The organism is Bacillus cereus group sp. Bc031, assembly GCF_027716265.1.
GTDB lineage: Bacteria > Bacillota > Bacilli > Bacillales > Bacillaceae_G > Bacillus_A > Bacillus_A paranthracis.
The window spans coordinates 1-17,665 of the sequence record NZ_JAQFUL010000095.1; the positions used below are offsets into that span (position 1 = coordinate 1).

The following is a 17,665-nucleotide window of genomic DNA, read 5'->3' on the forward strand; positions in this document are numbered from 1 at the left end:
TTTCTCTCATTATACAAGAAAGACCCTATAGAATAGACTTTTTTTTAAGTGTCTATTCTATAGGGTACATTTTAATTAATCCTAGCCCTTTTTATTATACATTAAATTAGTGTATCAACCACCGTGATCGCCAACTGAAAGACTTTGAATCACTTCGTAAGATTGTGGCGTCTTCGCTGTATTCGTTACACCTATAGTCAAGGTTATAGCCGTGACAATTCCCATTAAACTGAATACTATTTTTTTCATTTTAAAGCTCCTTCCTCAAAAAATTTTCGTTTCGCTTGCAACCCTAAATGGAAATACTTACTCGCCGCATGATGATTCTTTTCATCATAAAATTTTGTTCCCAGCGTCTCATAAGACTCCTGAACATCTTCATACAATCCTTCTCTTTCGAAGTAATCAATTCCTGCTAGCACTACTGTTTCGAGTATTTGAGTAGGTGAAGCATTGTTTAGCTCTTGTAAAATGAGATATCGATGTATGAACTCTTCCTGATTTAGTTTCTTACTAATATTTAAACCGTTCTCAATGAGTTCTGCTGCGACTTCTCGCTCGTCCAGTTTGTAATGTTCCAATGCCTTTGCATACATGGCTTTGTAATGGTTTGGAGACTTTTCAATGACTTCAGATAAATAACGAATCGCTAAAGATGATAGGTTTTGTTTAGAATACATCCAACCCAAGTTATGGCGCACCATAATAATAAACTTATCTTCTCCGACTTTTTGGAACTTGTCCATTGCAGCCGCAAAATGTTCCTCTGCTAATGACCACTCTTTTAAATTTATACAAGCTAACCCCAACAAGTTCTCACAAAAGCCGACATTACGCTCATAATCATCATGAGCTAAAAACATTTCCTTTGCCCTTGTTGTGTACTGAAAGGAGACTAGTGAATCACAAATATCAAAATGGAATGCACCTAACTTATAATAAAATTCAGCTTTCTCAACTTCATCATGAATAAGCTCTAATAACTTTTCGGCTTGATCAAAATGTTCTTTTGCAACCTTATAACTACCAGTTCCACTAGCATGAATAGCTTTAAAGAAATGATAATAATAAGTTAAAGTGTTGTTAGAAGGAATCTCAAAAGATTCTACTTTATCAAAACTACTTGTAGAAACACCCAAGTTATCAATTACGTATTGATGACGAAAATCTAATAACGAATAGTATAATAATAAGTTCTGATCTTCTTCTATATTTTGCATTTTATCATCAATTTCTTCTTTTAAACGATGTGCATTACTTATGCGCCGCGCACGAATTTCCACATACCAATCATTTAATAAGCCCAGAATCTGTTCATTTCCTTTGACTGCTATATTCATAATCTACCCCCTCATTACCATTTATCATATATTCTTTTAATAATATAATAACAGAATTTGTAATTTAAAAGGTGTGTTTTAAAATATATATCAACAAAATTCAGAAAATTACAATTATTATTATCAGGACTATAGTAAAATAAGAACCCCAAAATGAAAAAGTAATTTTTAGCATAATTGGGATTACAGTTGCATTTACATTCATGTTTTAATCTAGCATGTAACCGATATTCAAAAAGCACTTAGCAAGAATGAAATTGTACAATACGCTTACAGTTGTACTGATGGCTGATAAATAGCCAAAAGTCCTCACGTTAATTAATGTAAGGATTTTTGGCTATTTGTCTAGTGCTCTATAGAAGTATTGAACCAAAAGAACAAGTTATTATAAAAAATATTTTATTATCTATAAGGTATTTTCCGTTACTCTTTCCATTATCTCTGTTAATTCATTGTTTTTACTTATCATAAAATTTATTCCACTAATTTTAATTTTATAAGATTGAAGATCATTAATTGAATTTTTATGTAGATTTTCATAACCCGAATCCACATTAACATTAAATGAAATTGGAAAAACACTTAAACCGGACTCCATGTTATCTATTACAAAAATAACATGATAACTATAACTAGTTTTATAAGATAATTTTTCATGGTAAAATACATAAGAATTTTTTTCTTGATTAGCGAGATTTAAAAATACGTTTGAAATTACACTTTTTAGCTTAGATTGTAATAAAAAATCATCTTCAAACATCTCACAATTACTTTTAATGATATCCACAATATTATTTATTGCAGAGGTAGTATTAATCTCACTATATTCTACCAATTGGTTAATTGTATTTAAAATACTTCCTCCCGGAATTTCACTAATTAAATTATTTAATTGGTCGAGCTCAAGGTTAAGCGTTTGCAGGCTTAATGATTTTTGTAGATGTTGAGTTATATTAAGAGCCTGATTCAAATGAACTTGTGGTAATCTGTATATTTCTAAAAAATTCATAGCATTATACGAAGGAATTTCCAAATTAATAATTCTTTTATTATACATTTTTATATCTCCTCAACTTTCATTTGAAATAACTAATTTTTCGGTATTTTCCCTTTTCAAAATTTTTATTTCTTTTTTTAAATCTTCTATTTCCAACTTTAAAGATCTATTAGAATCTAAAATTTCTTCCAATAATTTTTGAGGTTGTAAATTATTTGTTCTTTTTCCATTATGAATAACAACCTGTCCTGGTACTCCTACAACTGTCGAATTGCTAGGAACATCTTTCAAAACGACCGCACCGGCTCCTACTTTAGAATATTCTCCTATATTGATAGCACCTAATACTTTTGCACCGCTAGAAATAATACAATTGTCTCCGATATTCGGATGTCTTTTACCACTTTCTTTACCTGTACCACCTAGAGTCACACCTTGAAATAATGTCACATCATTTCCAATTTCACATGTCTCCCCAACAACTACACCAACTCCATGGTCGATAAACAATCTCCTTCCAATTTTAGCACCTGGATGGATTTCTATACCAGTTAAGAATTTAGATAACTGTGAAATGACTCTAGCTGTTAATAAAAAATTGTTAATCCAAAAAAAATGGCTAATCCGATATAACCAAATTGCATGCACTCCTGAATAACAAAGAATTACTTCTATTTTATTTTTCACAGCAGGATCAGAATTTAACACACACATAATGTCTTCATTAATTTTTTTAAACATATATCCCCTTCCTTTAAGAGCACTTTTGGAAGTATGTAATAATCATAATATGAAAACTACTTAGATTATCCATTAAGTAGCTTTCATATTAAACAAATTCAATCAGTAAAATTAAATTATTTATCCTGCAAATTATAGTATAAATAATTTTCCCTTATTCCCTTTGTAATTGTATATAATTAATGCAATTACAAAGGGAATAATCAGCAATTAATTTCATTCTCTTTTTCTGAGGCTATAACATTTTTATTTTGTTCATACTTTATTCCAAATAATAAAAATGCCGCCATTAAAAAAGCTAATATAAATGGGCTCAACCATGTATAAGAAATATTTATTCTTGAAATAAACAATACGCATGCTAGAATAGGCAGAGCACAAGCATTTGCTCTAGAAACCATTGTTCCTACCTCTGCACTTGTATAGTTATTCGCCATAACGCTTCTGGTAATAATCCTTAATCCTCCAAAACCAAAACCTAAAAATGCTAAAGCAATGCCAAAACCTATAATTCCCAAATCAATGAAATTCCAAATTAATAAACCAATCACTATGCTAATACATGAAAGTATAATTTTATACATATCTGATGCTATTTTAATAGTTGATAAAAAGATCCCTATTAAAACCATTCCCACACTAATAAAGGCATCCAAAATTCCAACATCCATCATTTTTCCATTTTGAATACTAACCTGAACTGGAAGCATAAAATTTATACCACCCAAGACTGGCCAAATTAATGCTAAAGATAAAAAAAGTAAAGGATTAAACGTTTTCAATTTGACATTATCAGTTTTTGCAATTTCTTCCACAGTCCCTTTTTGTAAAAAGGCGATAACACCAAAAACAAAAAATATTATTGAAACTACAACGTAAAAATTACTATACCCTAATTTATTTATTACAAAAGGGGCACAAATTGGCCCAATCATTAATGCAACTTGATTGACTGTCATAGAAATAGAACTAAATCTAGTTACTTGTAATTCACTATATTTTTTTGCTAAGTTAGCAAACCACATTTCCCAGCTTGACTCTAGTAGAAAGAAAAAAATCCAAGCAACGAAGTTTATCATGACTACACTAGAATTAATTTGATAATAATTCGACAATAATAAACAACACAATACGACTCCGATTAACCCTACGCCTGTTATTTTTGAACCAGCGTGCTTATTTAAAGCTTTTTTTGCAAATATAGGTACAAATATTGCAGGCACAAAAGAAACTATCGTGGCCATTGCTAATGATCCAAAATTATCATTACCATCACTCGCTAGTTTCCAGTTTATAGCTAACAATAGAGCACCGCATATAAATCTATATAAACCTGATAATATAACGTATAAATACATACTAACATTCCTCTACTTCAAAGATTTCTTCAGATAATAATTTTGTCATTTCTAGTGGTTTATCAGTTTTTGTTTCGAATAAATTTTGCCATGTATACTCCACAGTTCCTTCTCTTGAAAGACAAAAAATAGGGTCAGCCGATACTTTTCCAACATGTGCTTGTATTGCCAGTGAATGTACTTCTTCTGGTAAATTATTAGTATTTTTAATTTCTTTAATAATACCTGATGGTGCTTTTAAGAATGCTATAGCTGCACTTTGAATTGGCTCCAATTTTTCAATATGTATAAATGGATCTTCATTTAAATAGCAGCTGACATGTAAACTGTATGGATTAATTCCATATGCTCTTTCAATTTGATCCATAATTCCATCCCCACCAGGTCTTGCAGCAGCTTCAATTACCCAAAATTCATTATCCTTTATTTTAATTTCTACATGTGCTAATCCAAATTCAATATCTAAAGCCCTACAAGCTTCACATGCAAGCTCACGTAACTCTTCATTATTTACTCTGTGACTAGGAACCAAATGCGCCATTTCAGAAAACCAAGGCTCTGGTGATAAATATTTTTCAGTGACAGTTAGCACATGGTATTGTTTATCAAAGCAAACTACCTCTACAGAAACCTCATCTCTACTATCTATATATTTTTCAACTAAATATTTATCTCCTTCTACTCCAAATATTTCCCCATATTCCTCTAAAACTTTTTGTGATTCTTTAAATGCCTGAATTGCTTCATCCTCAGTACGTGCTAAATACACTCCTGCGCTTCCTCCAAAATCATAAGGTTTAATAACAACAGGAACTCCTAAATCATTTACAGCTAAAAGTAGTTCACTTTCATCTTGAATTAAGTGGAAAGGAGCAGTATTTACGTTATGCTCGAAAAATGACTTCTTCATTGCAAATTTATTCCTTGCTAAATTTACTGTATTTGAATTTAAATGTCTTAAACCTAATTGCTGATTCACTTCGTTAGCTGCTTTTAAAGTCCAATCATTCAAAGGGATAATTACTCTAGGAATCCAACCTTTTTCTTTATATTCATTTATAACTTTTAACAACTTCTTAGAATCTTGTGGATCTGCTTCGATACAATTATCAAAATATCTATTATATTTAGTTTTAGCATTTGAATCAGCTGTCCAAATCGGTAAATGACTTATAGACTTGGCTCCAGCTAGTGAACGTTCTCTTAAAAATTGGTCTGCTCCTAATAATAAAATATATTCTTTCATCATCAACACCCCTATTAATTAAGTGATTTTTTCCTCGCAACTCATGCATTGTTTATTATCTTTACAAATAAAATCCTTTACTAAGTAAGAAAAGGATTTTATTTGTAAAGTTTATATCATTTTAAAACTCTAAATTTAAAATACATTCTTTTATACTGGACTCTAAAATTGAAATACCTTCCGTTATGCCTTCCATATCTATAATTAAAGGTGGTAGTAATTTTATAACTTCATCACTTGGTCCAGATGTCTCAATTATTAAACCTTTTTCAAATGCTTTTTTTGATATTTCTTTTGCTAAATTAGGTGTTAAGCAAGCTATCCCTTGCATTAAGCCTCTTCCTTTTAAGACACCATTAATTTCAGGATATTCTGAAATTATTCGAGATAATTGTCTTTCAATTAAATCCGCTTTTTCTTTTAATTCTAATGTGAATCTTTGATCTTTCCAGTATTCTAAAGCCTCCATTGCAGCAACAAAGGCAAGATTGTTCCCTCTAAAAGTGCCATTATGTTCGCCTGGGCTCCATCTATCATGTTCTGGCTTAATTAATGTTAAGGCCATTGGCAGCCCAAAGCCACCTATAGACTTAGATAAGCAAATGACATCTGGCTTTATTTCAGCCGGCTCAAAACTAAAAAATGTACCTGTTCTTCCACAACCCGCCTGGATATCATCTACTATTAAAAGAATTCCATATTCTTTGCAAAGACGCTCAATTTCTTTTAGCCAAGAAAAACTCGCCACGTTCAATCCGCCTTCCCCTTGCACGGTTTCCAGAATAATCGCAGCAGGTAAATCCACTCCACTTCCCGTATCTTCAAGAAATTTTTCTAAATAGCAGATGGACTCTTGCCCTTGAATATACTTATCATAAGGCATTATAGTAACATTATTTAATGGAACCCCTGCACCTTTTCTTTTTGATGCATTGCCGGTAAGGGAAAGCGAGCCAAGTGTCATTCCGTGAAAAGCATTACTAAAACTAATAACATTAGTTCTCCCAGTAACTTTACGTGCAATCTTCAATGCGCTTTCTACTGAGTTCGTTCCAGTTGGTCCAGGGAACATAATCTTGTATTCATAATTTCTTGGGCTGAGAATTATATCATTAAATTTCTCTAAAAATAGCCCTCTTGCCATTGTTCCCATGTCAAGGCTATGTACTATGCCATCACTATTTAAATAATCAATAATAGCATTTTTCATACGAGGATTATTATGGCCGTAATTTAGCGTTCCAGCACCTGAAAAAAAGTCAATATACTCCCGATCTTCTAAATCTCTTAGTTTATATCCTTTGGAACTTTTGAAAACTGTAGGAAAGTTCCTACTATAACTTCTGACTTGAGATTCTAACTCGTCAAAAGTTTTTATAGATATATTTTTTATACCTTCCATGACTAACACCCCTTCAAATATATTGTTACATCTTAAATCCATCCATTAAAACGACAGTTTAAGTATCCATGGAAATCTGCTACACTTCCTTCTAGTAAAACATGATTAATCCACGCACTTTTTTCAAAGCATAATACTTGTAACTCCCACACACACATTCCGCCACCTTTTGGAGATAAATATTCTAATAAACCATAATTATCTTTAGGGCAAGAATATATATGAGAGTTCAACATATTTTCGTTAAACCACCAGTTTATTAATAAAAAGTCTGCTTCACGCGCCTCATGTACAATAATAATACCGATTTTATAAACCTTATTTTCTAAAGTGACTCCATTAATTTTTTTTATAGCCTCTTGCTTAGCTATATTAACTAAAGAAGGAGAGACTTTAGAATCATCAAGAGCAATTGTATACACCTTAAAATACCAACCATCATGTTCCCAAACTTCAGAAAATTTAACGCATCTTTTTTTATACTTCTCACTAAATTTGATCATTTTTGCATTCCAGAGACTATTTATTCTGTGAATATTCTTGTTTTAGTGAAAACGTATACTCATAAACATCTTCAGTTTTCTTATATCCTATAGATTCATACAGTGACTGTGCCGGATAGTTATTTATAGCTGTCTGTAACACTAATTCCTTTGCTTTTGTTTTTACAGAATAATCTTTAGCCTTCTCCATTAGAGCTTTGGCAACCCCATTTTTTCTATATTTTGAATCCACGTATAAATCATTTAAAATCCACAACCTTTGCATTGATACAGAAGAAAATGAAGGGTATAACTGTACAAATCCAGCACCCGCGTGTTTACCATTTTCGTCTTTAAATACAGCTATAAAAATAACGGAATCTTCTTTTTCAAATCGCTCTTTTAAAAAATCACGACTCTGTTCCACATTCGAAGGTTGCTTATAAAAAACTCTATATTTATCAAAAAGATCTGTTACTGTTTCTAAATCATTACGTGTAGCTTGAAAAACTTCGATATTAATATTTTTTTCCATAAGATCATCCCCTTACTTTACATATATGTGTATGTTTTTTGTGGAACGATGAGATTACCTTCTTCAAATCGATGTAATCTAAGCTTGCTTAGACAAGCTTCCTCGTTTCCTTCCAATATTTCTTTTGCTACTAATTTCCCAATAGCAGGAGCGATTTTAAATCCCCCTCCGCTAAATCCAGTAGCAATATAAATACCATCTATTCCCTTGACATCTCCAATAACGGGATGTTTATCAGGCGTATATGCATCAAATCCATACCTTCCGCCTAAAGGCTTAAAATTATTGTTAAGTATACGTTTATTAATTGTCTCATAGGCTAATTGAACATCATCTGTATCCAACATGTTTTTCTCAGTACTATACATTTGTTTTCCATTATTCGATGATACACCGACTAAAATTTCATTTGAGCTAAGTGGTCGAAAATAACATCCATAAACATCATCAATATAGGTCATTAAAGAAGAGGTGGATAAATTATTTTCACATCTAAAAAAGTTTATGCCTATATTTTTCCATTCTATAGGAGAGGGTACATTGATTAAATCAAAAAATCTAGCTGTCCAAGCACCACTGCAAATAATAACCTTCTCTGCATTTATATTCCCGATATTCGTCGTGACACCACATACTTTGGAGTTTTTCATTTTAAAACCTGTTACTTTAGTACCTTCCATTACCTTTAATCCATTATTTTTTGCTTTATTAATAAATCCTAAAGTTGCTAAATTTGGATTGCCATATCCACTTAAGGGCTCATGTGCTACTATAGAAACCCCTTCCATGGATACATTAGGCTGCATTTTTTGAAATTCTTGCGGCCTTATTAAATTTATTGGTATACCAATTTTGTTTAATTCATTTGTATTTTCCACTAAGTTATTTTTTCGTTCTTCCCCAACCAATAAAGCAAAACCTGTTTTATTAAAACCACAGCTTCCACCTATAGTCTCTTCCCAATTTATAAAAGTTTCATAACTTTCCCATGCTAGTTTCGCTTGAATACTGTGTGTATGGCTCATTCTAATTAACCCACCAGACATTTTGGTTGCCCCAATGCCTGGTGGTCGATCTTGTTCACACAAAACGACATCTTTTTGACCAAATACAGTAAGGTAGTGAGCTATACTAGCCCCAATTATTCCCCCACCAATTATCACTATTTCTGTATTAATTTCCATCTATTCACCTCAAATTGTATAAGTAACTTATACACGTAATAATTCTTGGTTAGCTTTTTTAGATTCTTGTACATGATCAAAAATATGTTTTGCCTTTAATGCCATCATGCTAAATGAAGTAGCATCACTAATCCCGTGAGTACGTTCTGTAATTCCATTTGCATATACCCCAACGTTAAACTGATTTGTTGTGGCAATTTCATAATTCCTTGAAATATCAATATCTCCATCCTCATGTAATTCAAGGTAATTTAAAATACTATCTAGTGGTCTAGGAATTTTTTCTTCTGTAAATCCTGTGCAAACAACAATACCATCGACATTGATAGACAACTCTTCTTTTGTATAGTTATCCTTTAGATGTAATTCATAACCATTCTCTACATCTTTTACATCTAGAACTTCTTGGCATCTCATCACATGTATTTTGTTAATACCTTCGATGCTTTGCTCATAAACTTTCCAATATAAATCTGTGCTTACATGAGGACCCACAGCTGAATAATTAGTTGCTTTCATTTGTTCATCAAATAATTTTTGACGTTCCTCTTTTGTAAGGCCATAAAAATAATCTACAAATTCCGGATGATAGACTTCATTGCTAAATTGCCCTAAATCATATGTCTTAAAACCTAAATTTCTATTAATTGAATATACATCCGCTTCCGGGAACTTATTTGAGATACTTAAAATAACTTCAATAGCATTTTGGCCTGAACCAATAACTGCAAAATTGGGTTTGTCTTCTGCTTTAAAGTTTTCAATTTTCTTTTTGAAAAAGTGCGGGTGGAATACTTTTTCCCCCATAAGTGGTTTGTATTGTTCTGGAATATATGGAGTTCTGCCAGTATTTACTGTGATGTTTTTAGCCTTAAACTTTTTAATCTCGTTAGAAACAACATCTGTTGTGATTACTTCCACCAAATCAATATTTCCTTCAGCGTCTTTTATAGGGTTGATTTCAATTACGTTTTGCTGGTATATAACGTATTGATTTAATTGTTGTGCAACCCAAGAAATGTAGTCATTCCATTCAATACGTCCAGGTGTTAAACCTAGTAAACCAAATTGAAACAAACGTCCTTTTTCTTTTAAATAATTAGCAAATGTATATTTACTTCTAGGATTGTACGGAGTTACAAGGTCGCGAAAGAAATGATGCTGTATATGAGCTCTAGGTAAAAGCATATTTCCCTGCCATGTTGAATCGTTTGCTTTTTCTAAGAATAATGCTTTTATTGATTTTTCTTCACTTAAACCTTCATTGTGATCATCAATTGCCACTCCAAGTGCAATTCCTGCTGGCCCAAACCCAATTCCAATTAGATCATAAATTTCTTCTGAACAATTTATCATTTTCCTTACCTCCAACATAATTTTTTATTTAATTGGTATAAAAATTTCATTTTTTAAATTCCATAATGATATCGGTTGATTTTTTAGTTCGTGGTTTGAATCGAATTTTACATTTCCAATTATGGTTTCAAACTCGTTTTCAGCTATTACATTCAGTAAGTCTACTTTCTCCAATCTATTTTTCATAATAGATTGTAAAAGTAATTGAACAGATGCATAAGTAGACGCTGCATAGAATCCGGGCTTCGATCCTACAATAGATTCATATTCAGCTATAAATTGAATAGATGTATCGTTTAAAGGAATTGGTGATGGTCCAACAGCCCAAATATTCCCTTCCGAGTTCTTCACATTATCAGTAAATTCTTTTATTATTACATCATCTCCAAAAACAAATGGTATTTCTCTAATGCTTTTTTTAAGCGAATGCATAAAATGCACTGCAACATGACATCTTCCTGAAAATATTATTAAATCTGGATTAAACTCTAATATTTGTTCAACTAAAGGTACCACGTCATCATGCTCTTTCCATTGCATAACCATAGCATCAACTTTTTTAATTTTTATCGTTTCTTCATATATTGATTCAATGTGGTTCATACCGTAAAAACTGCTATCACTTATAAAAGCTATTCGATTAGTTGTTATAATGTTCATAGATACGTTTGCAATTAATTTACTAGATTCTTCATCAGTTGCGCACATTCTAAAAACATTTTTTTGTTTTGTAAGCATTGGATTTGTAGCGGCTGGAAGAATTAATGGCACATTTTTATCCATATAAATTGGCGATGCCTTTAATGCGCAAATGCTACTGAAATGACCAACTACACCTTCTACTTTTTGAGATAGAAAATCAAGCGCTATTTCAGGTGCTATTTCAGCCTTTGCTTGATCATCACCCCAAACCACTTCTGCTTTGACTGAATTGCTTAAATTCCAGTGGTCTACTGCGATTTTTACACCGTGGTAGAATTGTGGAGTTTGCGCAGTTCTTACGCCACTTAACGCACCCGCTGCACCAAATTTAATTGCATCTACTACCACTATTTAACAACTTCCTTTTTGTATGATGATAATTTCTCAAACACATCTTGTGGTACTTTTGAAAAGAATGGTTCTAACGGTTTTTTTGGTAATATCTGAGTTTTATTCTTTAAATCTGTCCAAAGATAGATTTTTCTGTCCTCAGTATTTTTTTCTCCAAGAATATCCATTATTTTAATTGAAAATTCCGTCATTATAGGCGATGTAATAACAGCCAACATTCTAACCACACTTAAATTTTCTTTAATCATCGCTAAATTAGATTCATGAACAGTTCTGTCAAAGCGCCAGTAGCTATCCATAGCTTCTTTAGCTAGTTCTAAAATTAAGCTAGTAATTTTTTGTAGCGAGAAATTTTCTGCGTCATAATAAACTTGTATTTGTTCAAGACATTTAATCGCTTTCTTTTCTAACTTAGTAGTCGGTTTTTTTAAAATCGATTCTATTGATGTGATTCCTAATGCAGCAGCTTCATTAAATAAACTTAGTAACCACTTATTCCAACTTTCAGCTAAATCTTCATTTACAAATTTTTGAAAATCATCCAAATTAAAATTCATCTCAGTGCTTTCTGGCGCAGTTGAAGAAAGATAAAATCGCACTGCATCAGAGTCTACTAAATTGAAAATATCATTTCCCCAAATAGCATGATTGCGGCTAGTTGAAATTTTTTCACCATCTAAACCATAAAATTTATTTGTAACCACTGTATCAGGAGCATTATATTTTCCATGTGCTTTTAACATAGCTGGATAAAAAACTCCATGGGAAAAGGTACAATCATACCCTACAAAAGCAATCCATTTTGTATCTTCAGATTGCCAATATTCTTTCCATGTATCCTTATCAGATTGCAATGAAGACCAATCCATCGTGGCACTAATGTATCCAGCCGGGCCACCGTACCAAGTGTCTAATATATGCTTTTCTCTATTTTCTAAAGGAATTTTTATGCCCCAGTTTGAATTTCGAGTAACAGGTGCATCAATTTCGTTATCTAAGATTTTTTTGCAAAGTTCTTTTGCGTCTGGGCGCCAATTTTTGTTTTCATAATATTTTTCTAAAATCTCTTTATGTTTTGATAGAGGAAAATATGCTCTATCTTCTATGTATAAACTCAATTCATTTTTACAAGTATGACATGTTGCATTCAATAACATACCTGCCTCTTGTGGTTGTCCGCAACTTTCACAATAGTTTGCGTCCGAAGAACTACCACAATAGTGACAATTTCCCCTTGCATAAGCCTCATATTCGAATTTTTCGCACTTTTCGCAATAAAAAGTAGTGACATTCATAAATTGAATTTGATTATTTTTATATAAATCTAAAAAGATCTCCTGCATTATTTGAGGATGCATTGGGATATTTTTTGATCCTGGAAAATGATCTGGTAACATATGAGCTATTCTAAGTGTTTCTTTCATCTCATTCGTATAAAATGTAGAAATATCTTCTGGTGTTTTATTAGTTTCTAAAGCCTTTCTTTCAACATAATCTTGATAATCATCACCGTAGGAAATATAAAGAACATCATTTTCTAACATGCGTTGAATTCTTGAGAAAACATCTGCCCCTAAAAATGGACCAGCTAAATGGCCAATGTGCAAGTTACCATTTGAAGTTGGAGGGGCTGCTGTTACTAAATATTTTTTTTTATCCATTTATTTCTCTCCTCATTATTCAAATTTGATATTCCATTTCATTTTCATTATTTTGCGGTTGCCCATCCCACCAAAGACTGAAAAACTCTAACGGTTCTTCACCAATATTCGTAATACAGTGTTCTGTAAATGGAGTGAAATATATAACATCGCCCGTAGTTACTTCCCTAGTTTTTTCATCTCCACGCGCTAGCCCTTTTCCTTTTACAATAATAAAAACTTCCTTTTCGTCATGATTATGTGGAGCTGAAGTTTGTCCTGGGTGTAATACACACCACGCTCCGCCAAAAGGTGGGTCTACAACATCTTTCCACGGAAAATTTCTTTGTGCATAAAGATCGTATTCGAACTTTAAATTTTCTCTATCTAATGTTTTTACATGCATTACAATTACCTCCTTTTTACTTATATTCTATTTATTAACATATCCTTCGTTTTTAATTTATCATTGCAAAACCACAAAAACTATGTAATTACCGTGTATTGTGCGTGTATTTTTCGTAGAAACTCTTCTTAAAATAAAAATTAACCTCATTAACTTTTATTAGTTTTCAAATAATATCCAGCACCATTTTCATGTATTAATAACTTAGGATTTTTCCCATCATCCCCAATTTTTTTTCTGATTTTACTTATATACTGTCTAACTCTTTCTTTTTCTGTTCTTTCATCCCAAACATTATTTAATAACTCTTCAGTTGTAAAAATCCTTTCTTTGTTCTCTGCAAATAGGGAAAATAATCTATATTCTTTTTCCGGAAGAGAAATTGATTTTCCGTTTTTTATGATTTTCCACCCTTTTACATCAAAAATTATTCCATTGTCAATAATAATCTTTTCATGCTTCATTTCCTTAGAGGTTCCTATTAATTCGCTAAAAGTTGATAACTTTTCTATATAAACCGATGGAGGATCTACCACGAATACATCACAACCAGATTTTATAAGAGACGCTTTCATATTTTGTGATATTTCTAACACCAAAATCATTATTTTTGTTTTAGGTGTTTTACTTTTATACTTTACACAAAAATCCATTTCTTCATTTGTAGGATAAGGTAGATCAAAAATTACACCATCTAAAAATTTTCTCCCGCAGTATAATTCGGCATCTCTTGCTTCTCTTCCGTATAAAATTTCATTTTCATGAACATTAAGTAGTTTGTGTGCACTTTTGAAATTCTCATTATTTTTACTGATTATTAATAGATTCATTTTTAAAATCCTTTCTAGTTATAAAATTAAATTCTATTTAATAGATTTGGATATTCTTTTTTATGTGTTATGATAATTGAACGAAATTGGTTTTTAAATTATTACTCAGCATATTTTAATGAGGGGTTGATTCAAATTGGATAAAATAGATAGAAAAATAATTGAATTTTTACAAATTGATGGTCGGATGACCGTACTCCAGCTTTCTAAAGAATTAAATTTAAGCAGACCAGCAATAAATGAAAGAATCAAAAAATTACAAGATAGCAATGTAATTCAGGGTTTTACTACAAAAATATCACCGGAAGCAATAGGTAAAGAAATCATCGTGATGATTGAAGTAAATAATGTTAAAGTTGAATGCCATAAATTTGAAGAATTAATACAAGATGAATACGACATTGTTGAGTGTCATAGAATAACGGGTCAAAGTAGCTATATTATGAAAGCTATTGTCCCTAATATGAAACGTGTTAGAGAATTAATTGATCGGCTAATACCTTTTGCTCAACTAAATACTTCAGTTGTTTTATCTTCTCCAATTCAAAACAGATTATTGCTCCCCGATGAAACAACAAACTAAACATTTCAGTTCTAAAAGGATTTCATATAAAAATGAAGTCCTTTTTTCGTATTCACATTACATATTGTACCATTTCAAACTAAATAACCTTCTTTAAGACTGTAGATTTTTGGAGTTTAAAAATTGAAAAACATTAATCTGTTTTTTCTGAAAAATAATTAATGAAGCCGTTAATTATATTCCACCTACTAAAATGATACATTATTATCCATATACTTTCAATAATGAATAGATTTTTCATAAAACACATACTATAATGTAATCAAAAGGAGGGATTGGTATGAAAAAAGAAAAGAATCAAACTATATCAACTTCAAAAGGCATATCATTGTATGTCGGAGCTGTATTAGGATCAGGTATATTGATATTACCTGGCATTACAGGAGGAATAGCAGGACCAAATGCGATTATACCTTGGATTATTATGGTGATACTGAGCATTCCTCTCGCTTGTACTTTCGCCTTTTTATCCATTCAATATCCAAGTGCTGGAGGAATTTCAACCTTTGCCACAAACGCGTTTGGTCGATACGTGGGTGTAATTTCTGGCTGGTTTTTCTTTGTTGCCGGAAGTTTCGGGCAGATTATAGTTTCATTAACTGGTGGAGTTTATATATCTTATGCCTTTAATTTACCCTATTTTTCCTCCTATTTAATCGCATTGTTATTATTAATTATCGCTATTTTAGGGAATTATTTCGGATTACATACCAGCAGTAAACTTCAATTGATAATTGCAAGTCTCACATTTCTTATACTAGTAAGCACAATCTTACTTTCCATTCCTTATATTAAGCTTGAGTCATTAACCTGGTCTTTAAGTAAAGAAAGTATTGTTCCTATTGGTAAATCTATGATGTTAATATTTTGGTCATTTTTTGGCTGGGAGGCAATATCTAGTCTTGCTCCAGAGTTTAAAAGCCCTCAAAAAAGAAATATATTAATGTCAACATGGGGAGCTATTATTATAACGGGAATTATTTATATTGGGATTGCTTTATCGGTCATTGGTACTCAGTCTTATATTCTAGGAACAAGCGAAGCTGCTCAATCTATCAATAATGCATCTTTAGCTGCAGTTATAAAAAAAGTGATGGGTGTTAATGGGGCTTGGATCATAGGAATTTTAGCTTTTACTATTTGTCTAGGTACCATTAACGCTTTTATAGCGAGTATAAGCCGTTTAGGTTACTCTTTAGCTCATAACAAAACTGCTCCACAATGGCTAGATAACTATGATGAAGCACGTTCAACTCCAAAACGCGCTGTAATACTTGTTGGAGGGATTGCGATCGCAGGATTAGCTTTTAGTTATTTTTTCAATATAAGTTTAGAAAAATTGGTGTTCATTCCTAATTCACTAGCAATTGCAACTTATGTTATAGGAACTGCTTCTGGTATCAAATTAATTTCATCAAAATTAGGGAAGATATCAGCAGCTATCTCTTGCTTCATATGCCTGATCGCATATCCTTTTATAGGCACTTCAATTACACTACCTATTTTATTATTGATTACATGCATTATTTATATATCTTGGAGAGATAAAAAAGAAATACAAATTACAGCGAAAAAATATGATTTTTAAATTATTGTAATGGAGGGATATTTATGAGAGACAAGAAAAATTCAACAATTACACCTCATAAAACATGGAAAGATTATTTTCATGAGATAGTTAGAGCAATAATTTTTTATAAATAAGTGCTACCACTATAGCCTTATAAATTTCATATTTTTAATTAATTTACCTTTTAAGTTTTTTTCGGAATATTGCTCTATTTCAATAAAATTAATAATCTTAACAAGAAGTATTATTTAATTTCAAATGCGCAAACATGCATAAACCGGTTCTAAATTTAGAACCGGTTTATGCATGTTTAATTTTAGAAAAAATATAACAATAAAATCATGTAAAACTCTAAATTTTATTTAAGATAACAACCTTTAATGGAAATCAAGCCAACGATTTGATGGCCACCCATACATTTTCCTTAGTTTAACAATTAAGTTTATATAATAAGTAGCATATGGCAATTTTATTAACTGTGTTTCATTACAGATTTTATGAATTCCTAGTTTTTTCACGCTTTTAATCCAATTGATGAACCAACTATTATCTTTTTATTCTCTTATTCTATAGACCTAGTACACTAACAATCTGACATGCTTTGGAATTTGCAATATGATAATACATCTCTAACCCTCTTCTTTCCGAGCGGAGAATCTTGCCACGCATCTTAGATAAATGCTGAGATACAGTTGATTGAGGGACATCTAATAGCTCTGTTAATTGTGTTACATTACAAATTTTGCGGTGTTCTAGCTCCTTCACAATTTGTAACCTAACTGGATGAGCCATAATCTTTAATAATTCTACATCCGCCTCTGGGATTTTGTACATTTCATTACTTGCTTGAATAGTTGTCATTTTAATTTCTCCTCGTATATTATATTTAAGCTGTTATTTCAGCTTTAAATTCCCTTAATAAGAGACCCGTAAATTAATACT

Annotated in this window: 18 protein-coding genes; 2 read left to right on the plus strand and 16 right to left on the minus strand. The window is 31.5% G+C overall.

Going from position 1 to position 17,665, the window contains the following annotated elements; all coding sequences use genetic code 11:
- Nucleotides 1–114: 114 nt before the first annotated feature.
- From PDQ33_RS24660 to PDQ33_RS24730, 15 genes are all read right to left on the minus strand, one after another.
- Nucleotides 115–249 carry a hypothetical protein gene (locus PDQ33_RS24660; RefSeq protein WP_000724740.1) on the minus strand — a complete coding sequence of 45 codons (135 nt, stop codon included), beginning with the start codon at nucleotides 247–249 and terminating at the stop codon, nucleotides 115–117.
- Nucleotides 246–1,340, minus strand: coding sequence for a Rap family tetratricopeptide repeat protein (locus PDQ33_RS24665; RefSeq protein WP_076855474.1), 1,095 nt, complete (start codon nucleotides 1,338–1,340; stop codon nucleotides 246–248). Before PDQ33_RS24665 ends, PDQ33_RS24660 begins: the two co-directional genes overlap by 4 nt.
- A gap of 406 nt (nucleotides 1,341–1,746) precedes the next feature.
- Complete coding sequence (locus tag PDQ33_RS24670; protein WP_076855475.1) at nucleotides 1,747–2,397, minus strand: hypothetical protein; 651 nt, start codon at nucleotides 2,395–2,397, stop codon at nucleotides 1,747–1,749.
- Between the two features lie 12 nt (nucleotides 2,398–2,409).
- On the minus strand, nucleotides 2,410–3,078 hold the full coding sequence (gene cysE, locus PDQ33_RS24675; protein ID WP_076855476.1) for a serine O-acetyltransferase: 669 nt from the start codon (nucleotides 3,076–3,078) through the stop codon (nucleotides 2,410–2,412).
- A gap of 203 nt (nucleotides 3,079–3,281) precedes the next feature.
- Complete coding sequence (locus PDQ33_RS24680) at nucleotides 3,282–4,436, minus strand: MFS transporter (RefSeq protein WP_076855477.1); 1,155 nt, start codon at nucleotides 4,434–4,436, stop codon at nucleotides 3,282–3,284.
- A 1-nt stretch (nucleotide 4,437) separates the two neighbouring features.
- The gene (locus PDQ33_RS24685) at nucleotides 4,438–5,682 is read right to left on the minus strand and encodes an ATP-grasp domain-containing protein (RefSeq protein ID WP_076855478.1); all 1,245 of its coding nucleotides are present in this window, start codon (nucleotides 5,680–5,682) and stop codon (nucleotides 4,438–4,440) included.
- A 121-nt stretch (nucleotides 5,683–5,803) separates the two neighbouring features.
- Nucleotides 5,804–7,084, minus strand: a complete 1,281-nt coding sequence (gene ectB, locus PDQ33_RS24690) for a diaminobutyrate--2-oxoglutarate transaminase (RefSeq protein ID WP_076855479.1) — start codon at nucleotides 7,082–7,084, stop codon at nucleotides 5,804–5,806.
- 32 nt (nucleotides 7,085–7,116) lie between these two features.
- Nucleotides 7,117–7,587 carry a hypothetical protein gene (locus tag PDQ33_RS24695; RefSeq protein WP_076855480.1) on the minus strand — a complete coding sequence of 157 codons (471 nt, stop codon included), beginning with the start codon at nucleotides 7,585–7,587 and terminating at the stop codon, nucleotides 7,117–7,119.
- A 16-nt stretch (nucleotides 7,588–7,603) separates the two neighbouring features.
- Nucleotides 7,604–8,101 (minus strand): GNAT family N-acetyltransferase, encoded by a 498-nt coding sequence (locus tag PDQ33_RS24700; RefSeq protein ID WP_254918632.1) that lies wholly within the window; start codon nucleotides 8,099–8,101, stop codon nucleotides 7,604–7,606.
- A 17-nt stretch (nucleotides 8,102–8,118) separates the two neighbouring features.
- The gene (locus tag PDQ33_RS24705) at nucleotides 8,119–9,285 is read right to left on the minus strand and encodes an NAD(P)/FAD-dependent oxidoreductase (protein WP_076855481.1); all 1,167 of its coding nucleotides are present in this window, start codon (nucleotides 9,283–9,285) and stop codon (nucleotides 8,119–8,121) included.
- A 27-nt stretch (nucleotides 9,286–9,312) separates the two neighbouring features.
- Nucleotides 9,313–10,641: a SidA/IucD/PvdA family monooxygenase gene (locus tag PDQ33_RS24710; RefSeq protein ID WP_076855482.1), complete on the minus strand. Its 1,329-nt coding sequence runs from the start codon at nucleotides 10,639–10,641 to the stop codon at nucleotides 9,313–9,315.
- 24 nt (nucleotides 10,642–10,665) lie between these two features.
- Complete coding sequence (locus PDQ33_RS24715) at nucleotides 10,666–11,691, minus strand: branched-chain amino acid ABC transporter substrate-binding protein (protein WP_076855483.1); 1,026 nt, start codon at nucleotides 11,689–11,691, stop codon at nucleotides 10,666–10,668.
- On the minus strand, nucleotides 11,691–13,355 hold the full coding sequence (locus PDQ33_RS24720) for a methionine--tRNA ligase (protein WP_076855484.1): 1,665 nt from the start codon (nucleotides 13,353–13,355) through the stop codon (nucleotides 11,691–11,693). The genes PDQ33_RS24715 and PDQ33_RS24720 overlap by 1 nt, the downstream gene beginning before the upstream one ends.
- A 19-nt stretch (nucleotides 13,356–13,374) precedes the next feature.
- A complete protein-coding gene (locus tag PDQ33_RS24725; protein ID WP_076855485.1) occupies nucleotides 13,375–13,740 on the minus strand; it encodes a cupin domain-containing protein in 366 nt (121 codons plus the stop codon).
- 149 nt (nucleotides 13,741–13,889) lie between these two features.
- Nucleotides 13,890–14,570 (minus strand): winged helix-turn-helix domain-containing protein, encoded by a 681-nt coding sequence (locus tag PDQ33_RS24730; RefSeq protein WP_076855486.1) that lies wholly within the window; start codon nucleotides 14,568–14,570, stop codon nucleotides 13,890–13,892.
- 136 nt (nucleotides 14,571–14,706) lie between these two features.
- Between PDQ33_RS24730 and PDQ33_RS24735 the strand changes: the two genes are divergently transcribed.
- Both PDQ33_RS24735 and PDQ33_RS24740 read left to right on the plus strand, forming a co-directional pair.
- A complete protein-coding gene (locus tag PDQ33_RS24735; protein ID WP_076855487.1) occupies nucleotides 14,707–15,153 on the plus strand; it encodes an Lrp/AsnC family transcriptional regulator in 447 nt (148 codons plus the stop codon).
- Nucleotides 15,154–15,433: 280 nt separating this feature from the next.
- The gene (locus PDQ33_RS24740) at nucleotides 15,434–16,741 is read left to right on the plus strand and encodes an APC family permease (protein ID WP_076855488.1); all 1,308 of its coding nucleotides are present in this window, start codon (nucleotides 15,434–15,436) and stop codon (nucleotides 16,739–16,741) included.
- 549 nt (nucleotides 16,742–17,290) lie between these two features.
- On the opposite strand, the gene PDQ33_RS24745 is transcribed toward PDQ33_RS24740, so the two are convergent.
- Nucleotides 17,291–17,584, minus strand: a complete 294-nt coding sequence (locus PDQ33_RS24745) for an ArsR/SmtB family transcription factor (RefSeq protein WP_000207870.1) — start codon at nucleotides 17,582–17,584, stop codon at nucleotides 17,291–17,293.
- Nucleotides 17,585–17,665: the final 81 nt, after the last annotated feature.

Coding starts and splice junctions, on each gene's coding strand:
- PDQ33_RS24725 (WP_076855485.1), bottom strand. CDS start 13,740: ATGCATGTAAAAACATTAGATAGAGAAAATTTAAAGTTCGAATACGAT.
- PDQ33_RS24680 (WP_076855477.1), bottom strand. CDS start 4,436: ATGTATTTATACGTTATATTATCAGGTTTATATAGATTTATATGCGGT.
- PDQ33_RS24705 (WP_076855481.1), bottom strand. CDS start 9,285: ATGGAAATTAATACAGAAATAGTGATAATTGGTGGGGGAATAATTGGG.
- PDQ33_RS24660 (WP_000724740.1), bottom strand. CDS start 249: ATGAAAAAAATAGTATTCAGTTTAATGGGAATTGTCACGGCTATAACC.
- PDQ33_RS24730 (WP_076855486.1), bottom strand. CDS start 14,570: ATGAATCTATTAATAATCAGTAAAAATAATGAGAATTTCAAAAGTGCA.
- cysE (WP_076855476.1), bottom strand. CDS start 3,078: ATGTTTAAAAAAATTAATGAAGACATTATGTGTGTGTTAAATTCTGAT.
- PDQ33_RS24745 (WP_000207870.1), bottom strand. CDS start 17,584: ATGACAACTATTCAAGCAAGTAATGAAATGTACAAAATCCCAGAGGCG.
- PDQ33_RS24695 (WP_076855480.1), bottom strand. CDS start 7,587: ATGATCAAATTTAGTGAGAAGTATAAAAAAAGATGCGTTAAATTTTCT.
- PDQ33_RS24670 (WP_076855475.1), bottom strand. CDS start 2,397: ATGTATAATAAAAGAATTATTAATTTGGAAATTCCTTCGTATAATGCT.
- PDQ33_RS24740 (WP_076855488.1), top strand. CDS start 15,434: ATGAAAAAAGAAAAGAATCAAACTATATCAACTTCAAAAGGCATATCA.
- ectB (WP_076855479.1), bottom strand. CDS start 7,084: ATGGAAGGTATAAAAAATATATCTATAAAAACTTTTGACGAGTTAGAA.
- PDQ33_RS24720 (WP_076855484.1), bottom strand. CDS start 13,355: ATGGATAAAAAAAAATATTTAGTAACAGCAGCCCCTCCAACTTCAAAT.
- PDQ33_RS24685 (WP_076855478.1), bottom strand. CDS start 5,682: ATGAAAGAATATATTTTATTATTAGGAGCAGACCAATTTTTAAGAGAA.
- PDQ33_RS24665 (WP_076855474.1), bottom strand. CDS start 1,340: ATGAATATAGCAGTCAAAGGAAATGAACAGATTCTGGGCTTATTAAAT.
- PDQ33_RS24700 (WP_254918632.1), bottom strand. CDS start 8,101: ATGGAAAAAAATATTAATATCGAAGTTTTTCAAGCTACACGTAATGAT.
- PDQ33_RS24710 (WP_076855482.1), bottom strand. CDS start 10,641: ATGATAAATTGTTCAGAAGAAATTTATGATCTAATTGGAATTGGGTTT.